Origin of the sequence: Amycolatopsis sp. NPDC049253, assembly GCF_040678995.1 — a bacterium.
Classification (GTDB): domain Bacteria; phylum Actinomycetota; class Actinomycetes; order Mycobacteriales; family Pseudonocardiaceae; genus Amycolatopsis.
The window spans coordinates 180,775-198,867 of the sequence record NZ_JBFAQX010000007.1; the positions used below are offsets into that span (position 1 = coordinate 180,775).

General features: G+C 66.8%; 14 protein-coding genes. 3 read left to right on the top strand and 11 right to left on the bottom strand.

Annotated elements, in window-relative coordinates; all coding sequences use genetic code 11:
• Positions 1-57 precede the first annotated feature (57 nt).
• From AB0K15_RS18585 to AB0K15_RS18610, 6 genes are all read right to left on the bottom strand, one after another.
• On the bottom strand, positions 58-537 hold the full coding sequence (locus AB0K15_RS18585) for a uridine kinase (protein ID WP_364051384.1): 480 nt from the start codon (positions 535-537) through the stop codon (positions 58-60).
• A 44-nt stretch (positions 538-581) separates the two neighbouring features.
• Complete coding sequence (locus AB0K15_RS18590; RefSeq protein WP_364051387.1) at positions 582-1,019, bottom strand: DUF2304 domain-containing protein; 438 nt, start codon at positions 1,017-1,019, stop codon at positions 582-584.
• Between the two features lie 9 nt (positions 1,020-1,028).
• Complete coding sequence (locus AB0K15_RS18595; protein ID WP_364051390.1) at positions 1,029-1,775, bottom strand: glycosyltransferase family 2 protein; 747 nt, start codon at positions 1,773-1,775, stop codon at positions 1,029-1,031.
• An 18-nt stretch (positions 1,776-1,793) separates the two neighbouring features.
• Complete coding sequence (locus tag AB0K15_RS18600; RefSeq protein ID WP_364051393.1) at positions 1,794-3,770, bottom strand: DUF6541 family protein; 1,977 nt, start codon at positions 3,768-3,770, stop codon at positions 1,794-1,796.
• A 79-nt stretch (positions 3,771-3,849) separates the two neighbouring features.
• A complete protein-coding gene (locus AB0K15_RS18605; protein ID WP_364051396.1) occupies positions 3,850-5,160 on the bottom strand; it encodes a hypothetical protein in 1,311 nt (436 codons plus the stop codon).
• Positions 5,157-6,176 carry a glycosyltransferase family 2 protein gene (locus tag AB0K15_RS18610; RefSeq protein ID WP_364051399.1) on the bottom strand — a complete coding sequence of 340 codons (1,020 nt, stop codon included), beginning with the start codon at positions 6,174-6,176 and terminating at the stop codon, positions 5,157-5,159. The genes AB0K15_RS18605 and AB0K15_RS18610 overlap by 4 nt, the downstream gene beginning before the upstream one ends.
• A gap of 71 nt (positions 6,177-6,247) precedes the next feature.
• Between AB0K15_RS18610 and AB0K15_RS18615 the strand changes: the two genes are divergently transcribed.
• On the top strand, positions 6,248-7,357 hold the full coding sequence (locus AB0K15_RS18615; protein ID WP_364051402.1) for a UDP-N-acetylglucosamine 2-epimerase: 1,110 nt from the start codon (positions 6,248-6,250) through the stop codon (positions 7,355-7,357).
• Between the two features lie 240 nt (positions 7,358-7,597).
• Here the strand turns inward: AB0K15_RS18615 and AB0K15_RS18620 are convergent, their stop codons facing one another.
• From AB0K15_RS18620 to AB0K15_RS18630, 3 genes are all read right to left on the bottom strand, one after another.
• A complete protein-coding gene (locus tag AB0K15_RS18620; RefSeq protein ID WP_364051405.1) occupies positions 7,598-8,119 on the bottom strand; it encodes a hypothetical protein in 522 nt (173 codons plus the stop codon).
• Entirely contained in the window at positions 8,106-12,056 is a 3,951-nt protein-coding gene (locus tag AB0K15_RS18625) for a nucleic acid/nucleotide deaminase domain-containing protein (RefSeq protein WP_364051408.1), read from the bottom strand. The genes AB0K15_RS18620 and AB0K15_RS18625 overlap by 14 nt, the downstream gene beginning before the upstream one ends.
• A 480-nt stretch (positions 12,057-12,536) precedes the next feature.
• The gene (locus AB0K15_RS18630; RefSeq protein ID WP_364051411.1) at positions 12,537-13,088 is read right to left on the bottom strand and encodes a hypothetical protein; all 552 of its coding nucleotides are present in this window, start codon (positions 13,086-13,088) and stop codon (positions 12,537-12,539) included.
• Positions 13,089-13,868: 780 nt separating this feature from the next.
• On the opposite strand from AB0K15_RS18630, the gene AB0K15_RS18635 reads away from it, so the two are divergent.
• Entirely contained in the window at positions 13,869-15,812 is a 1,944-nt protein-coding gene (locus tag AB0K15_RS18635; RefSeq protein ID WP_364051414.1) for an FG-GAP-like repeat-containing protein, read from the top strand.
• Between the two features lie 357 nt (positions 15,813-16,169).
• Here AB0K15_RS18635 and recR read toward each other — a convergent pair whose 3' ends face one another.
• Together recR and AB0K15_RS18645 are read right to left on the bottom strand one after the other, a co-directional pair.
• A complete protein-coding gene (recR, locus tag AB0K15_RS18640; RefSeq protein ID WP_364051417.1) occupies positions 16,170-16,766 on the bottom strand; it encodes a recombination mediator RecR in 597 nt (198 codons plus the stop codon).
• 3 nt (positions 16,767-16,769) lie between these two features.
• Positions 16,770-17,129 carry a YbaB/EbfC family nucleoid-associated protein gene (locus tag AB0K15_RS18645; RefSeq protein WP_364051420.1) on the bottom strand — a complete coding sequence of 120 codons (360 nt, stop codon included), beginning with the start codon at positions 17,127-17,129 and terminating at the stop codon, positions 16,770-16,772.
• Positions 17,130-17,225: 96 nt separating this feature from the next.
• On the opposite strand from AB0K15_RS18645, the gene AB0K15_RS18650 reads away from it, so the two are divergent.
• The gene (locus tag AB0K15_RS18650) at positions 17,226-18,083 is read left to right on the top strand and encodes an N-acetylmuramoyl-L-alanine amidase (RefSeq protein WP_364051423.1); all 858 of its coding nucleotides are present in this window, start codon (positions 17,226-17,228) and stop codon (positions 18,081-18,083) included.
• Positions 18,084-18,093: the final 10 nt, after the last annotated feature.

Sequence of the window (18,093 nt, forward strand, 5' to 3'; positions counted from 1 at the left end):
CTCTAATGGCCTAGTACCGAAGGCGGTTTTCGGGTCGTTTCGGACGCGCGGTGACGATCAAGGCAGTCTGGTTTGTGCCGATTCGGGTGTGCCGTCGACGGCGAACCACCCTTGTTCGAACCACTGCCAGCGACGCAGGTGAGCGCGCGACGCCTCACCGTCCCGGGCCACGGCGCGCTCCAGCCGTTCGGACTGCGTGCCACCCTCGATCCAGCACAGGTGCGACAGCCGCGGACGCATCGAACGGCGGCCGCTGGACACGCCCTCCAGCACCAGAACCTCAGGCACCCCAACTGTCACGAGTTCACCCGGTCGTGGCTCCCCGGAGGTCCAGTCCACCCGCCGGTACTCGCCGGCGCGCCCGGCCGAGAACGGTTTCAGCACGCCGCGCTCGAGCCGCGGCCACCACGCCACCGGGTTGTCCCAGGTCGCGAACGCGTCCGTGCTGACGAGCGCGGCCCGCGACCCCAGCTCGGCGACCACGGCCCCGGCCAAGGTCGACTTGCCGGCCCCGGAGGGCCCGTCGACCGCGAGCACACGAACGCCGCCCAGCCGAGGCGGGGCGGCGAGCAGTGCGGAGATCAGCGAACGCGTGCGGCGCTCACTTCGGGCAGGCCCTTCACATCGTCGGGCGTGGCCGTCTTGGCCTCCAGCGCCTCGATGCGGGCCGCGAGTTCCCGTTTGGTGTCCTCGAGCTCGCAGCGCAGCAGCGCCGTCTCCTCGACAGCGGTCCGGACCTCTTCCTCTAGGTGCCCGACCTCGGTGGACAGGTGCAATGCGACAAGAGCCAGGACAACGCCGGCCAAGAAGAAGACCAGGTTGGACGGTGTCTCGACACCTGTCGCTCGGGCGAGGAACTGCGCTGCCGAGGGCACCACGGCGAGGACGACCACGCCGATCGCCAGCACGAGCCAGATGCCTGCGTACTTCTCGCGCAGCTTCCGACGCCGCATCATCTCGATGACGACTAACAGCACCAGACAAGCGATGACGATGCTCAGTACGCGCCAGCCGGCCATGTGGTCCCCTTACGCAGCGTCGGACGAGTCGACGGACGGACGACGACGGACAAGAGCGAGCAGCAGTGCCAGGCCGGCGCGGCCCAGGTACACGGCGGATTTCACCGGCGAGTGGCTCGGCGTGCCACCAGCGCGTTCGCGCATGACGACCGGGATCTCGGCGATCGTGAGCTTTGCCCTGATCGCCATGACCAGGGACTCGACCGTGTCACCCAGGTACTCCGCCGGGTAATACGCGGCGAAGAGCCGGATCGCGCGGGGACCCATGGCCTTGAAACCGGACGTGACATCGCTGAGTTTGCGTCCGGCGAGACGACTGAACACCAGGGACAGCACCACCATCGCGTACTTGCGAGGGCCGCTGGCCTTGTACGCGCCCTTACCGGCGAATCGGGAGCCGATCGCGATGTCGGCGCCTTCGTCGAGAGCCTGCAGGAGCGCGCCGACCTCGTCCGGGTCGTGTTGCCCGTCGGCGTCGACCTGGACGACGACGTCATAGCCACGGGCGACGGCATAGCGGAAACCGGTCCGCATTGCCCCGCCCACACCCAAGTTGACCGACAGCCGGGCCACCTCCGCACCGGCGGCTCGCGCCAGCGCAGAGGTCCGGTCCTTCGAGCCATCGTCCACCACGAGCACATCCATGCCCGGCAAAGACTGCTTGACGTGGGCGATCACGGCCCCGACACTCGCCTGCTCGTTGAGTGCCGGCATCACGATGAGTACTCGACGGGTGCTCAAGGACGTGCTGGACACGGAGATCACCTTAGCTTCTCACTGCCCGTGAGCATCGTCGGACCCGGAGCCGGGCGTCGTGGCACCTGAGGCGACCACACCGGACTGGCCTTCGATCTGGTAGATCGTGGCACCGTCGTTGTGGAAGACCTCACGAAAATCGGGACCCGCGGTGATATCCGCCACTCCGACGGACTGCTCGGCTGTCGGCGTGGCCATTCCCTTGCCCACGATGACGTAGCGTACGTGCAGGTCGGTGAGGTCCTTGCGCACCTGGGGGAACTGCTCGATGTCGTCGAGCCAGACGCTGAGGTATCCCGCCTCGGTGTCGGGTGTCGCACCGTAGAAGTTCCACTCCACCGGCATCACGCCGGCAAGCGCGTACATCCACGCCGACCCGTCGGCCTTGTTGTTCATCACGTGCTCGCCGGGAACGGTGTGTGCCGCAAGCCACGCGTACGCGGCTTCTTCGTCCTTCGAAACCGTCGGCCCGTTCCCGTAGTTGATTTCGAGCCGGGCGCTGTTGCGTCCGATGTAGCCACCACGACTGAGCCCGCCGACCACCACGCCGAGCAGGAGCAGGCCGACCAGCGACACTGTCGCCGGCGCCAGCGGCACCCGGGTGCCGACCTTCCGGGCAAACCAGGCGGCCGCGGTGTGCGCGAACTCGCCGAACGCCACCGCGCCGGCCAGCGGGACGAGCGCGGCGATGCGCCAGTGGTCGTTGTAGAACGGGCCGGTGATGGTGTCGATGAGCGGCGTCTCGAGCGACACAGTGGCCGCGAACAGCCCGCCGAAGACGATGTACGCGCCCACCATCCACATCATCCGGCGATGCCGCACCAGCAGGATGATCCCGATGAATGCGGGGACCCCGATCCACCACTGCGGGAAATCGGCCATCGGGGAGAAGGTGATGGTCTCGCCCAGTCCTCCGCTGACGGTGGCTTCCGAAGCCCACGTCGCGCTCGTCACCCCGCCCGCGTTGTACAGCGACGGCAGCACGAGTGGAACGCCGAGCACCGCCGCGAGGACGACCGTCGCGATCAGGGTGGGTGCCGAGCGGCGCCAGTCGATCTTCTCCCAGCGGAACAGCACCGCGACCAGGATGAGGATAAAATAGACGGCGATCACAAAGACCAGGCTCGTGTGCAGGCCGGAGAGCCCGGCCACGCCGACGCCAATCGCGACCGGACCCGTGATCCCGCGCGGCCTCAGCAGGTGTTTCGCCAGCGCGAGCATCGCGGGCACCATTGCGACGCCGGCGACGTAGGGCCACAGCGGTCCGCGCCACAGCGAGTCGTATGGGAAAGAGGTGAACCACGTCGTGACAGCGGCCGCGGCGGCGACGCCCAGCGGAGGCATCTTCCACGCGTGGCACATCGCCGCGACGCCGAGCGGCACGGCAAGGATGACCGCCAGGACGGCCAGGTTGAGCGTGGGCATCATCGTCAGTCCGCCCTTGCCGAAGACCAGGGCGAGCAGCGCGTGGTAGGTGTCCGGGTAGAAGTAGTCCGTCTGGTTCGGCAGGTTCGCGATCGTGCCCACAGTGGACGGCCGAGCGTCACCGTGCTCCGCGATCCAGCGGACGAGGTTGCCGTGGAACGGCGCGTCCCAGCCCTGCTGGACGCTGTCGATGCCATTCGTACCGCGCAAGAACGTCACCGTGCCCACGGCCATGCCGGCCAGGACACCGAGACCCATCAGGACGTGGTCGCGCGCGGGCAGCCGCGCGTCCGGCTCTTGGGCCGCGCGTTCCGGGTGCCGGCGTGCGGAGAACCGCTGGACCGCGAACGACAGCCCGAAACCGACGGCGGAGAGCACCAGCGTCCACAGTGCGACGTCGAGCATCGACCAGCGGATGCCGAACCCACCGAGTACCGGGACGCCGAGGGCGACGATGCCGAATGTCATCGGCGGAGCGGCCGCGGCGAGCGTCCACCCCCTGAGCCGGATGGCAGCACCGAAGACGAGCCCGGGCAGCCAGAACGCCACCAACACCAAGAGAACGCTCATCGAATTCGCTGTCCAACCTGATCTGCGCTTGGTCCCGACGTATTCACGGGCGTGATTCCGCGGTCACACTACTGCGACCCTATGCAGACGTTTCACCGGTGCCCGAAGTTGCCTCCACGGGTGATTTCCCGAGCACGAAGGCGAGTACGACAACAAGTCCGACGGTCGGCGCGACCGCCAGCGCGATGACCGCGCGAAGCACAGCGTCGCCCGGCAACGCCAGCAGTAGCACCGCAGCCGTCGCCGCCACCACCGCCCAGGTGATCAGCACGCGTCGAGCCTGCGTCCGTGCGACGAGTACAGCGGTGAGCAGCTGCATCGGCACCAGCAACACCGACGACCACACGAGTCCCGCGACCGCCCAGCCGTCCACCTGGTAGCCCGAACCGTTGACGAACTGCACGGCCCACGGTCCGATCAACGCGCCGACGACAGCACCCAGTGCGGCCAGCGCCAGAGACGCGAGCGTGCCCAGCGACAGGACCCGGCGCAGCCGGTGGCGCCCCTCCGTGCTGGTGGACAACCGAACGACGAACGGCACGGCTAGCGACTGCACGGGGCCGATCAAGGTGAGCGGCAGCCTGGCGATCACGAGCGCGGCGAACAATGCGCCGACCCGGTCACGATCCCCGCCCGGAGCGAGCAGACCGACCAGCGCCGGGTAGCCGGTGATGACGCTGGCCGTCAGCGCGGCGCCGAGCAGGAGCATCAGCATCCGGCGCACGGTCACCGGCCAGCCGTCGCCATCCGCCTGCAGGTCGACCAGGCCGCGCCCCTGCCGCACGAACAGCAGCCACGCGAAGGAGCCGGCGGCGACCGCGAGCGCCAGCGACACGAGGTTGTAAGCCGTCGCGACCACGAGTGCGCCGAGCACGATCGCGCGTAACGCCGGCTCGGCCACCACCAGCCAGGAGAAGTGCTTGACCTGGTGTTGCCCGATCAACAGCCCACGGGTGCCGAACTGGCAGGCGAACGCGATGCCGCCGGCGAGGACGATCAGCGCCAGCTCCCACGTGCCGTGGAACAGCCGCTCGTTGATCGGTGGGATAAGCAGGCACAGGCCGAACAGGGCCGCCACCGCGGCGCCGGTCGCCACGGCGCGCAGCGCACCACGCCCCGCGAGACCCCCGGTGAGACCCGCCACCGCGGACTGACGCGAAAGCTCTTGCTCCAGCGGCGACAGCGCGCTGCCGAGCCCCATGAGAAGGCCCCAGAACGTCACGAAGGTCGCGTACTGGTCCGGTGGCAGCAAGCGTGCGCAGGCGACGGTGAGGACGTAGCCGAGGCCGATCGACACGATCAGCGAGCCGCCCAGCTTGCCCGCGGTCCCGCGTGCACCGCCCGGAGCCTTGCTCCCCGATTCCTGCGCTTCGCTCACCGGCGTGCTCATCGGCGGCGCAGCATGGTCCGCAGCGCGAGGTACAAACCCCGCACGACCCCCGCGCCGAAGCCGGTCGCGAACACCGGCAGCAGGGTGGTGACCGCGCGGGCTTCGGCGTCCGTGGCCCCGCAGCGCTTGACCACCGCGCCGGCCGCCACGGCCCCGGCCGCCCCGGCGACGGCCGCGGTCTTCGGGCGTTTCCCGGCGACAGCGAGGCCTAGCACACCGGCGGCGAGTGCACCGAACAACGCGTTGCGGCCTGGTCCAGGGGAAGCGAGGTATGAATCGACGTAGGTGGTGCCGCGAAAGAATGATTGAGCGTAGAACTTTTTGAAGGAGTCACGTCCGTGATATGTGGCCGACAGCTCCGGTGCGAGGAAAATCCGTTCCCGCTCGGCGATCCAGCGCAGCATCCGCGTGTCGTCACTGGCGAAGCGAATGTCGTCGAACAGGGACGCGAACGCGACGACCGAACCCTCCAGCAGATCGCGGCGGGCGCAAAAGAACGTGGTCCCCTTCGGATAGACGTCGAAGTCCTCGATACCGAAGGACATCAGACGCGGGTTCGCGCAGTAACGGCGCCACGGCACCTTGACCAGACCTGCCATGAAACCGGCGTAAGGATTGTGCTCGGACGCGACGTTGATATGCCCGTTCCACACCGCCCGTTCGGGGTGCTCGACCAGCTGTTCGCGAAGGAAACCGAAGCTGTTCAGGTCGACGATCACCCGACTGTCCAGCAGCACGATCCATTCGCCGGACGCCTTGGCCATCCCGGCCCGGCGGGCCTCGAAACGGCCGCCGTTCGCCTGGCTGAGCACGATGATTTCGTGCCGTTCGCGCAGCTCAGCGAGCTTCTCGGCGGTGCCGTCGGTGCTTCCGTCGTCGACCACGACGATCTCGACCGGCCATTGCGCCGCCTCTGCGGAGGCGACCAGCGCGCCGACTGACCGGCTGATCCAGTCCTGCTCGTTGTAGACCGGAATCACGACGCTGAGCGAGGGGAGGAGCGGGTTCGCACTCACGGGGCGAGGCTACCCTGTGCCCCGGGGCCGGACGTGCCCAGTATCCTTCGGGCACCGCAAACCGACCAGAAATGGGCCTTACGGTGATTTCCTTCATTCTCGGCACCACCGCGGAACTGATCAAGATCGCGCCGGTCTACCACGGGATCGCCGAACGCGGCATGAGGCCGAAGATCTGGTTCACCGCGCAGCACGTGGACGAGGTCGCCGACGTGCTGTCGGACCTCAAGCTTCCCGAACCCGACGTCTGGCTCGTGCCGGAGGGCAAGGCTCACAACCTGGAGTCGCCGGCGCAGGTGCCGGGCTGGGCCGCGCAGGTGCTGCGCACCGCGTGGAGCCGCCGCGCCGAGCTGCGCGCCGCGCTGAACGAGGACGGGCGCCCGCCGCTCGTGCTGGTGCACGGCGACACGTTCACCACGCCGTACGGGTCGCTGATCGGCAAGCGCATCCTCAAGTCGCGCGTCGGGCACGTCGAGGCGGGCGCGCGGTCGGGCAGCATCCTGTCGCCGCTGCCGGAAGAGCTGAACCGCAAGATCGCGGCGAAGATCGTGGACATGCACTTCGCGCCGAGCGCGCGTGAGGTGAACAACCTGCGCCACGCTCGCGGCGTCGTCGTCGACACCGAGGCCAACACCGCGATCGACGCGATGCGCCTGGCGATCAACCAACCGCTGGACGTGCCGAACCTGCCCGAGAAGTTCGGCCTCGCCACGCTCCACCGCTTCGAGCTCGTCTCGCGCGCGGACAAGTACCGCGAGGCGCTGGAGATCCTGCGCGAGCAGAGCCGCAAGATGCCGATCCTGTACATGGCGGGCGCGCCGGAGCGGGAGAAGATCCGGTCGCTGGGCCTGGACAACCTGTTCGACGACAAGTTCATCGCGCAGCCCAAGATGCGTTACCTGAAGTTCCTGCCGCTCGTGGCGCGCGCCGAGTACGTCGTCACCGACTCCGGTGGTCTGTCGGCCGAGTGCTACTACCTCGGCCTGCCCTGCGCGGTGCACCGCGAGCGCACGGAAACCCCGCAGCACCTGGGCGAGACCGTGGTGCTGACGGAAATGCGCGGCGACAAGCTGCAGAACTTCCTGGACACGTACCAGAACCGCCGTGGTGAGTCCTGGATGGACAAGTACCACCCGTCCGACATCATCGTGGACACCTTGGCCCGCTTGGGTTACTGCTGACCCCGCCGTAAGGTGCGGCACTCGGTGCGACGATGCGGCTTTGAGTAGGCCTCATGTGTCGGCGTCACCTCCTCGCATCACGATCAATCAGAGGCAGCTGCGAGACGGCAGCTGGATGCGTGCCCGGTCACTGCATCACGCCGTCAATCGAACAGCGACCTGTTTGCGAGCAGCTTCGGGAACAACAGCGTGGAGATCACAGAGGACATGGCGGCCTAAACCCATCCTTCACGTCACGACCTATCTATATTCAACTACAGAATTTCGCGGTGTAAACAAAATTCGATAGGTAAATCCACTTCCCTCGAAACCTTCGATGGCAGTAGTAAATCCTGCGGCAGCCAGTAGCCTGATACAAGCCATACTCATTAATTCTTTCCCCTCCACAATGTACTTGAGGAGAGGTGAATCTGTCGATCTGCTTAGCACGGCATTCTTGAATTCTTCACTACCCCTGAGCGGCGGCTCCCAGGCTAGAATAACCCCGAAGGGGCGCGCATTGCAGACTATTACTTGACCACCAGGGTCACCACCTAGGCCAACTCTGTCTTCTGCGGCCAGAACGGTTGCAGGGAGCCCAAAATTTCTAAGTTCACTGCATGCTTGGTTGGCAATTTCCATCCACCCCGCGACTACGTCCTCAGGCGCCCGAAACAAGGGCTGCTCCTCGAATGGCGGCGCCATCCAATAGAACTGGCGCGCATCAAGAGGCATTGAAATAGCTTCCTCCTCGTTCTGATCGGTATAATCACCCGACACCACCTATTCCTCCTTGCTTCCGAATCTCGATCAGGCCTAACAGCAACTCCTTCTCCATCTTACTCCCACCCATGTAGGTCACCGCATACAGCACCGGGACATTGTCAGCCAAAGCGCCGATGAGCGCTGCGCTGCACTGGCCGCAGGGGGACCGTTCAGTGAATAACCTCTCAATAGTTTTAGGGTCGATTTTAGCGGCTACTAGCTTATTAAGTATTTGCTGCTCTGCGTGAGGTCCTGTTTCTCCACCGCTCACACCGAGAACGTATCCATCACCCAGCCCGGGTTCCATCCCATTAAGAGTCTCATCGACATATCCGGGAACTTTCGCGACTGCGATGTTATTTCCAGGATCGAGGGTATGTTCAAATTCTCGCCTCGCCTTATACCCGATGTCTACAACGTCGATTCCCCATTTCTCGAACCGGATCGGCTTCGTGCACAGACCCCCGGCAGCTGCTGCTGTGGTGCGGGCGACGAGGCCGGTAATACAGCTTCCGACCTGTTTGGCGAGGTTGAGGGCGAGATTGGCGAGGCCTCGACTGACGGCGGTGTCGGTGAGGAAGGAGGCTTCGGTGAGAGCGTTGAGCCGGGTGGTGAGGAAGGTGTCGGTGGCGAGGCCGGTGAGGAGTTCGGTACCGAAGGTGATTTCGAGGCCGGCGCCGGCGGCGTCGGCGACGGCTCCGGCGCCGAGGGACGCGAGTCCACCGATGATGGGTGCGGCACAGGTTTCGGCGCAGAAGATCCCGACCCCGGCGACGACGACTCCGGCGACGATAGTGCCGCCGATGATCCACCATTTTTGGGTGTTGGCGTCGTCCTGGGCTTGCTGATATTCGTGAATCGCCTGGTTGACGACGTAGGCCAGGCTGGGGTCGTAGGCGGCCTTCAGGCAGTTCTGAAAGGCGTCCTGGCTGAGGCCATTGAGCTGCTGGCAAACCGCGACGTTCCGCTGGGACTCGCCGGTCGGGTCGTCGACCAGGCGTGACGCAGTGACCAGGCACGCGTCCCGATCCGGACCTGCAGGAACGGTCCCGCAACGCTGATTGAGCTGGTCTTGTGCGTGTTGTTTCGCGGCGGCTTGTTCAGCCTCTGCTTTCTGTACCGCCTGGTCGCGGGCTGCGTTGGCGGCGTCGACAGCAATTTGAGCGTCTTTGCCGGCCGCTATGGCATCGTTGTAAGCCTGCTGCCAAGCGGCGACGGCAGACTGTGCCGAACGAGCCGCGCTGTTTGCCGAATTTCGGGCGCTGATCGCGGAAAGCGTCGCGTGCACCGCGGCCTGCGACGCCCGTCGCGCGGCCGTGTCCGCTGTATCGGCGGAGGTTGCTGCCTGCTGCGCTGATGTCAGCGCATGCTGTGCCGATTGTGCGGCTTGAGTGGCGAAGTTCGCCGCTTCGGTGGCGTGGTTGTTGGCCTCGGTCGCGTAACCAGCGGCTTCGTCTGCGGCGTTGCGTGCGGTCGCAGCGACGGATTGTGCGGTGGCCGCGTCTTGCGCTGCTTTTGCGGCGACGGAGTGGGTTTCGGAGACGAGGCTGGCGACCGCGGAGTCGTGGACGGCGGCTTCGTGGTCGTGACGTTCGGCGATGTATTGCCCGTTATCCCGGTACTGGCGGATGATTTCCGGCGAACCGGCAAGGGCGGCTTGGGCGAGGAGCTTGGTCTCGGGGCCAGCGTCAGGGTTGGCGATGAGCTGGTCGAGGGCGATCCGGTCGTCATGGTTGCGGGCGATGTTCTGCCCGGTGTCGAGGAACTGTTGGAAAGCGTCGACGGTTCCCGTATCGAGTGCGGTTTGGGCAGCGTCGACGACAGTTGCGTTACCGTCGTCGCGGGCGGCAGCGAGTGCCTGGTTGACAGTGATTCGCAGGTCGGTGGACTGCCGGAAGTAGGTAGGGTGAGTCAGGAACTCAGTGACGGCGTCGTCACCGGCCGCGAGTGCGGCTTGGGCACCGGCTTTGAAGTTGGCCGTGCCGTTGTCGATGAGTTCCTGCAGCGCTTCCCGGTTGTCCCTGGCTGTCGCGTCAGTGAGCGCGGTGTGGACGAATTCGGTGACGCCGGTGTCGTCTCCGGTGAGTGCGCCTTCTGCGGCGGCACGGGTCCACGGGCCCGCGGTGTCGAGAAGTCGCAGGGCGATCTTGCGTCCGTCGGCGACGACCAGCGCGGGATCCGCGCCGGGGGCGGTGGCTTCAGCGATCCAGCCCTGGGTTTCGGCGTCACGCTGGGTCTGCTGCGGGAGATCGCGGTCGCGAGTCAGGCCGAGCTGGTCGGAGACGGTGAGTGATTGCTGCGCCGCGTCGGTCGCCTGCTCGGATTGCACCTCGAGCCGGTCGGCGTCCACCTGGCGAGCTGCGTCGTAGAGCTTCTGCGCCTGGTCTGCCGAGTCCACTGCGATCTGCGCGGCGGCGGTCGCCGAGTTCGCATGGTCGGTGGCGAGTTGCGCGGCGTTTTCGGCTTCGCCCGCGTGCGCGGCCGCGTCGGCGGCGGCTACGGCTGCGATAGCGGCGTCGGCTGCCGCGCGCACAGCCAGGTCACGCGCCTGAGCGGCGGCAGCCGAGGCCTCGTTGGCGTAGGTTTGCGCCGCGTTTGCCGCGCGGGCAGCGATGTCGGCCTGTCGTCGCGCGGCCGCGGCTGCCGCGACGGCGCGACTAGCGTCCGCTCCGGCTGCCTGCGCCCACTGAGCCGCTTGCTGTGCGGCCGAGGCGGCGCCGTTGGCGTCGTCCTTGGCCGAGACTGCGTATCCGACCGCTTCTTTGGCTTTCCCTAGCGCGGCCTGTGCTTGGTCGATAGCGTCGACAGCCTTCTGCGCGGCTGTGGACGCGGCCGCGGCGTCTTGCGCGGCCTTCGAGGCGTCTCCGGCCTTGGTGCGGTCGGTTCGTGCCGCGGCTGCGTAACGCCACGCGGTACTCGACGCCTGTCCGGCCTTGGCCGCCGCGGCCGAGGCACGCGCGGCGGCGCTGGCCGCGATGCGGGCGGCAGCCGTCGCGGCATTCGCGGCGCCGATGGCCGCAGTCGCGGCACTGGCCGCGCGGTTGGCAGCGCTGGCCGCACGATCAGCCGCTGCGGCCGCGCCCTCGGCGTTCTGTTGTGATTGCTCGGCTGCCGCGGCCGCTAGCTCCGCGTCCTGGCGGGCGAGATCGGCTTCATGGAGGGCTTTGTTGGCGGAATCCGTCGCGGCTTGGGTTTCTTTTGTCGCGCGGTCGCCGGCGACCTTCGCCGCGTCCGCGAGCTGGGAGATGCTGTCGGTCTCCGCGTCTCGTGCTTCGGCGACTTCCCATTCGCGCTCGATGAACAGCCGCAACGCATCCGGGGTGTGTGCATCCAGCGCGGTTTGTGCAGCGGCCTTCACTTCGGGACCACCGGCGGCGAGGATCTGGTCGACCTGGACACGAAGGTCGACCGCCTCGGCCTGAACGGAGGTGGTATTGAGGAAGGTCTCCAGCGCGTCCTGGGTCCCGGCGTCGAGCGCGGTCTGGGCCGCTACCTGCACCTGCGGGCCGCCTCCGGCGAGGATCTGGTCCACCCTCACGCGCAGGTCGTTCGTCTGCGCTTGTGGCCACTCCGTGTCCAGAAAGGTCCGCAGCGCCGTGGGGTCGCTGTTGGCGGCATCGAGTGAATGCTGAGCCGCCGCCTGCACCGCGGGCCCGCCCGAGGCCAGGATCTGGTCGACCGCGATCCGGTCATCCAGATTGTGGAGCCGGTCGACATTGCTGTTGAGGAACGCATCGATGTCGGCGTCCGAGCCCAGCAACGCCCGCTCTGCCGCGGGTTTGACCTGGCTACCCCCGCTTCGCCACAGCTCCAGCACCTTCGCCCGAGGCGGCAACGCCGTTGTGGGCGACGGATTCGTCGCCGCCGCAACAGCGGCCGCCCTGACTTGTTGGGCGTCAGCTGGCGTCAGACCGAGCAGCGAAACGACAAGCGCGGTGATCAGCGTGAAGATCACGCCGCGCCGCAGCGGATGTCTGAGCTGGCGCAGTAACCGCGTGTGGCTGGATCTCCCACCCGATGTCCGGCCGAAACGGTGCGCTCTCAACTCGGATTCCTTCCTGCGGACGTGCGAGGGTAACCCGGTGACACCTCAACACCTCGAGGCGTCCTTGGAATGATCAAGCGACTGAGGTCTGGAACTGTCGACGCTGTCGGGGATTTCGCGGCAAAGGCATCGCGAAACCCCGATATGACGGCCAGTGCCAGAAGTACGGCACCTTCGTGGAGCCGTTGATGCCGAGGCAGCTAGTAGCGCTGTAATGGAAGCTGCTGCGATGGCCGGCGATGATGATGCGTTCATCGTTCCTGGGACAGTCCAGCGTGCCGGGTTCTCCTACATCACGGCCCATGGACGGTACGGGCTGAGGTGCCGCCGCTACACCGCAAGCGCACATGACGCCGGTCGGCTTCACCGCTCGACACCTTCGAACCCTGGTCAGGCGTGGGACTCCAGGCGCAGCAGAGTGGTCGGGGCGTTGTTCGGGTCGTCGCCGATTCCCACAGGGGTGGAGCCTATGGGTCTAACCTCGACGGTGCTGTGCTCGCCGGAGTCGGTGGTCAAGTCCGCCTTGACCTTGTGGCCTTGCTCTGAGGACGACCCATCCCCGCGGATCTCGTACACCGCCGGCACCAGCAAGTTCAGATATCCGGCGGATGCGGTGACCTTAAAGCAAAGCATGCCTTCACCGTTGGCGCCGATGAACTCGGTGGTGTAGACCTGCAACAAGCCCTTTCCGAGGCCCTGGTCGGTCGCGCAGTCAGCGAAAAGGATGTGACCATCACCCGAGGTCAGGACGACCCCATACTCGTCCTTGATCTGCGCTGCACCCGGATAGGAAAAGTCCTCCACCAGGGTCGCCTGGTCGTCCGCGACAGCGGAGGTCGGCCCCGCGACCGCCACCGGACTCGTCAATGAGCCCGAAATCATCACCAGCACGCCTGCGGCAGCGCCAACTAGCAGCGGAAACCATCTTCGCGAAATGCGCACGAGACCTCTCTCCATGACCAAAGTTGCGTGGTTGACAGTTTCACGAACAGCCCAAATGCACAGAGATGCGATAGTGAAAATATTATAATGGCGGATCCCGATACCCCATAATTGCAAATTAACACTAGCAAGATCACCTCGGTATGATCAACGTAAAGAACCAGTACAGTGATCTGTTTCACATGATGGTAAATAACTGACATACTCGGCTCCCACTATCGTTTGAGCTGATTGGGTGGAACCCTACTGCCGCATGGAGTAAATCAACTGCAAATGGTCCACAGAGCTACCACCACTACGGGCCGCGCCTTAAGCTGCGTCTAGGTCATCCGGAAGATTCGGACACTCGACACCCCAGCTTCAGGCCCTCACCCGATCCAGACCGATTTGGTTCAGACCGGTCCAGCCAGGCGAGGTCAAGCCCCCACGAGCAAACCAGACAAGTAATCTGGATCACCCACAACCGGCGGTAGCTCGCCGCTGGCTGTCGTGGTTAGTCTCGATCGCGCCGGGATGCGAAGCGCGATTTTCGCAGAACCTAACAGTGGGTAATTCCGATATGCACATGGCCAAACTAACATCGTTTTGTCACTGCGCTGTCGAAACACTGTTGTGTCTCGCGAATCGCAACCGTGGTACTGGCACTGACCACCGCGATCGGTGCCAGGCCTGCGGCATAGCTGCCACCTCGTACTGCAACCTGTCCTAGAAAGAAGATTGATGCGGAAACACGCAAAGTCGCTCGGTGCGGTCACCGCGACCGTCCTCGCAGGAGCGTTGGTGACCGTACCCTCGGCACAGGCCGTTTCTTCCCCGGGCACGGGAACCGACGGTTTCGCGACCAAGATCACCTTGGACGGGCGCTCGTGCAGCGGCGCGCTCGTCGCCCCCAGCTGGGTGGTCACGGCTGCCACATGCTTCGCCGAGACTCCCGACGGCGGCGTGCCCGTGAAGGACACCACGGCGATAGTCGGGCGGCCCGACCTTACGACCAGTACCGGCCACGCGGTGAAGGTCACGACAGTCACCACGCAGGCCGACCGCGGCTTCACCTTGGCGAAGCTGGAAACCCCGATCAGTGACATCACCCCCCTGGCGCTTGGGAGTACCGCTCCGACGGCCGGAGACTCGCTCCGCGTGGCGGGCTTCGGGCGTACCGGCACGGAATGGATCCCCAACCAGCTGCACACCGCGACGTTCAGTGTCGCCTCGGTCGGGGTCACCGACGACGTGCTGACCGGCGACAACGGGGTTGACACCTGCCGAGGCGACGCCGGCGCGCCCGTAGTCGCGGACCGCGGCGGCGTGGCCACGCTGGTCGGCGTGGTCACCAAATCGTGGCAGCACGGCTGCTTCGGCGAGACCGAGACACGCCAGGGGACCACGGCCACGCGGATCGACGACCTCACCAGCTGGGTGCGCGACCAGGTCCTCGCCGCCACGGCCAAGGGCATCGGGCACTCGATCACCGTGAGCTGGAACTCGCTGCCCGCCGCCGACAACGCGACATACCGCGTCTACGGCTCGACGAGCCCCGACGTGCCGACCGATGCCGCGCACCTGCTGGCGACCACGCAGTCCACGTCGTACAGCCAAGGCTCCCTGCCCGGTCATCAGACCCGCTACTACCGGGTCGCTGCCGCGACCGCGGACGGGTTCGCCAACGCCCCGACTGATGTCGTCTCCGCCACGACCCCAGCCGCTGCCCACGACTTCACCGGTGATGGCAAGGACGACGTCGCCGCAGCGTACGACTTCGGGAGCAAGCGCACCGGCGTCTACGTCTGGCCGACCACCGCCACCGGAACCGGCGCTCCGGCGCTCAGGTGGGACAGCGGCGCCGGCCAGTTCAACGCCGCCCAGGCCCGATGGGTCACCGGTGACTTCAACGGTGACGGCCGCAGCGACTTCGCCGCGGTCTACGACTACCTGAACAACACCGCCAACCTGTTCTTCTGGTACGGCAACGCCTCCGGCGGCTTCGACCCGCAGGGGGTCAAATGGGGCGGCAGCTTCAACGCCACCAAGGCCAAGTTCGTGTCCGGTGACTTCGACGGTGACGGGCTCACCGACATCGGCGCCGCCTACGACAACGGCAACTCCGACACCTCGTTCCTCGTCTGGCACACCACCGCCACGGGCGTCGACGCGCCGGTCACGAATTGGTCGAGCGGCGCGGGCAACTGGGTCACCTCGCGGTCGTACTGGCTGACCGGCGACTTCAACGGCGACGGGCGGGCAGACGTGGCGTCGTTCTACGACTACCTGAACAACACGTCGAACCTGTTCGTCTGGTACTCGAAGCCGGACGGCACCTTCACCGACCGGAGCGTAAAGTGGGGCGGCACGTTCTCCGACCCCAAGGCGCAGTTCGTGTCCGGTGACTTCGACGGTGACGGGCTCACCGACATCGGCGCCGCCTACGACAACGGCAACTCCGACACCTCGTTCCTCGTCTGGCGGGCCACCGCAGCCGGTGTCGACGCACCGGTCAGCCGGTGGGACAGCGGTGCCGGCGGGTGGTCGATCACCAAGTCGCACTGGACCACCGGTGACCTCGACGGAGATGGTCGCACCGACGTCGTCGCGATGTACAACTACGGCAGCGCGAACACCGTGTTGTACACCTTGCACAGCGAGGCAGGCGGAACTCTCGGCGCCCTTACCCACCACTGGGACAGTGGCGTCGGCAACTTCGACGCCACCCCGGCCGTCCTTTTCTGACAGGCCCTCGCGAACGGCCTGTCCGGCACCCCCTGCGCCGGACAGGCCGTTCGTCGTCGATGCCTGGCCGCCGGGTGGATGGCCTTCGCGGACACCACATCCACCGCGACGAGGGTGTCAGGCTCTGGCCGTTCCTGCGAAAGCCCCAACTGAAGGACATCCGCGAGCCAGACCACCGCAGACTGTGCAACGTCGGCAACAGACCACCGCCAGCTGGAATGCGCGGCTGGTCGACGAACCTGTCACGCCAACCGACTCTTACCTTCAGCGCACCCGATTCCACAATCGTTGCGTTGAACCCACTGAAAGCCGCATTCGGGCGCTCGCTGCGCCGGAACCGGGGGTTGGTTGCGCAGTTCAGAGGGCCCGCCGGCCGGACAGCGCGCGGCCGAGGGTCAACTCGTCGGCGAACTCCAGGTCGCCGCCCATCGGCAGGCCCGAGGCCAGCCGCGTGACGGACAGGCCCGGGAAGTCGCGCAGCATGCGGACCAGGTAGGTGGCCGTGGCCTCGCCCTCGGTGTTGGGGTCGGTCGCGATGATGATCTCTTTGATGTCCGCCGCACCGATGCGCTTGAGCAGCTCACGCATGCGCAGCTGCTCCGGCCCGATGCCCGACAACGGGTCGAGCGCCCCGCCCAGGACGTGGTAGCGGCCCTTGAACTCGCGCGTGCGCTCCACGGCCAGGACGTCCTTCGGCTCCTCGACCACGCAGATCACCGTGAGGTCGCGGCGCTCGTCCCGGCAGATGCGGCAGGTCTGCTGCTCGGAGACGTTGCCGCAGATCTCGCAGAACTGCACGCCTTCCTTGACCTTGCCGAGCACGTCCTGCAGCCGTCCGATGTCGGCGGGATCCGTTGCCAGGAGGTGGAAAGCGATGCGCTGGGCGCTCTTCGGCCCGACCCCGGGCAGTCGCCCGAGCTCGTCGATCAGGTCCTGGACCACACCCTCGTACAAGGGTCAGCCGCCGAACCCGAGGCTGCCGAGGTCCGGCATCCCGCCACCGCCGCCGAGGCCGCCGGCCAGGGGGCCGAGCTTCTGCTCGGTGAGCTTCTGCGCGTTGGCCGACGCGTCGCGCACCGCGGCGACCACGAGGTCGGCCAGGGTCTCGACGTCGTCCGGGTCGACCACCTTGGGGTCGATCACGAGGTTCTTGAGCTGGCTGTCGCCGGACACCGTCGCGGTGACCAGGCCGCCACCCGCGGTGCCCGTGACCTCGGTGTTCGCGAGCTCCTCCTGCGCCTCGACCAGCTTCTGCTGCATCTGCTGCGCCTGCTGCATGATCTGCGACAGGTCGAAGCCGCCGCCGGGTTGCACCATGATCGCTCTCGATCCTTCCGCCACTGGGTGTTCCTCCCCAGCGTAGCCGCGTCGCCGCGCTGCCTGCCCAGGCGCCACGCGCACGCCTGTGGCACGGTGGTCGCCGTGCGTGTGAACCCTCTCCCGCTGCTGGCCGGGCTGGTGCTGCTCACGGCGTGTTCCGGTGGTGGCGGGACGCCGGCCGCGGCTCCTGCGCCGAGCACTTCGGCGCCGGTGACCACGACGTCGGCGGCGGCTTCCTCCTCGGTGGCATCGCCCCCGCCGGTGCCGTCGACGTCCTCGTCCCGGCCCGCCGTGCCGGCGGTGACGGGCAAGGTCGTGGTGCTGGACCCCGGGCACAACGGCGGCAACGCGTCGCACCCGAAGGACATCAACCGCAGCGTCCCGGCCGGGCGCGGCGAGATGAAGCCGTGCAACACGACCGGCACGGCCACCAACGCGGGGTACTCCGAGCACGCGTTCAACTTCGCGGTGGCGCAGGAGGTCGGGACCGCGTTGGCGGCCAAGGGGATCAAGGTCGTCTACACGCGCACGAACGACACCGGCGTGGGCCCGTGCGTCGACCGCCGCGCGGAGATCGGCAACGATGCCGAGGCCGACGCGGTCGTCTCCATCCACGCCGACGGCTCCACCTCGGCGGGTGCGCACGGGTTCCACGTCGCGTACTCGTCGCCACCGCTGAACGCGGCCCAGGGCGCCCCGTCGACACGGCTCGCCCGCGCCCTGCGCGACGGGCTTCGCGCCGACGGCTTCACCACGTCCACCTACATCGGCAGCGCGGGCCTGTCCGCGCGCTCCGACCTCGGCGGGCTGAACCTCTCGACCCGCCCGACGGTGCTCGTGGAGTGCGGCAACATGCGCAACTCCGCGGAGGCCGCGCTGATGTCGTCGGCCGCGGGGCGCGCGAAGTACGCGGCCGCCATCGCCGAAGCGATCGAGGCCTACCTCGCCTGACGCGCCGCCC

Coding starts and splice junctions, on each gene's coding strand:
- AB0K15_RS18590 (WP_364051387.1), bottom strand. CDS start 1,019: ATGGCCGGCTGGCGCGTACTGAGCATCGTCATCGCTTGTCTGGTGCTG.
- AB0K15_RS18600 (WP_364051393.1), bottom strand. CDS start 3,770: ATGAGCGTTCTCTTGGTGTTGGTGGCGTTCTGGCTGCCCGGGCTCGTC.
- AB0K15_RS18605 (WP_364051396.1), bottom strand. CDS start 5,160: ATGAGCACGCCGGTGAGCGAAGCGCAGGAATCGGGGAGCAAGGCTCCG.
- AB0K15_RS18615 (WP_364051402.1), top strand. CDS start 6,248: ATGGGCCTTACGGTGATTTCCTTCATTCTCGGCACCACCGCGGAACTG.
- AB0K15_RS18645 (WP_364051420.1), bottom strand. CDS start 17,129: ATGGTGCAACCCGGCGGCGGCTTCGACCTGTCGCAGATCATGCAGCAG.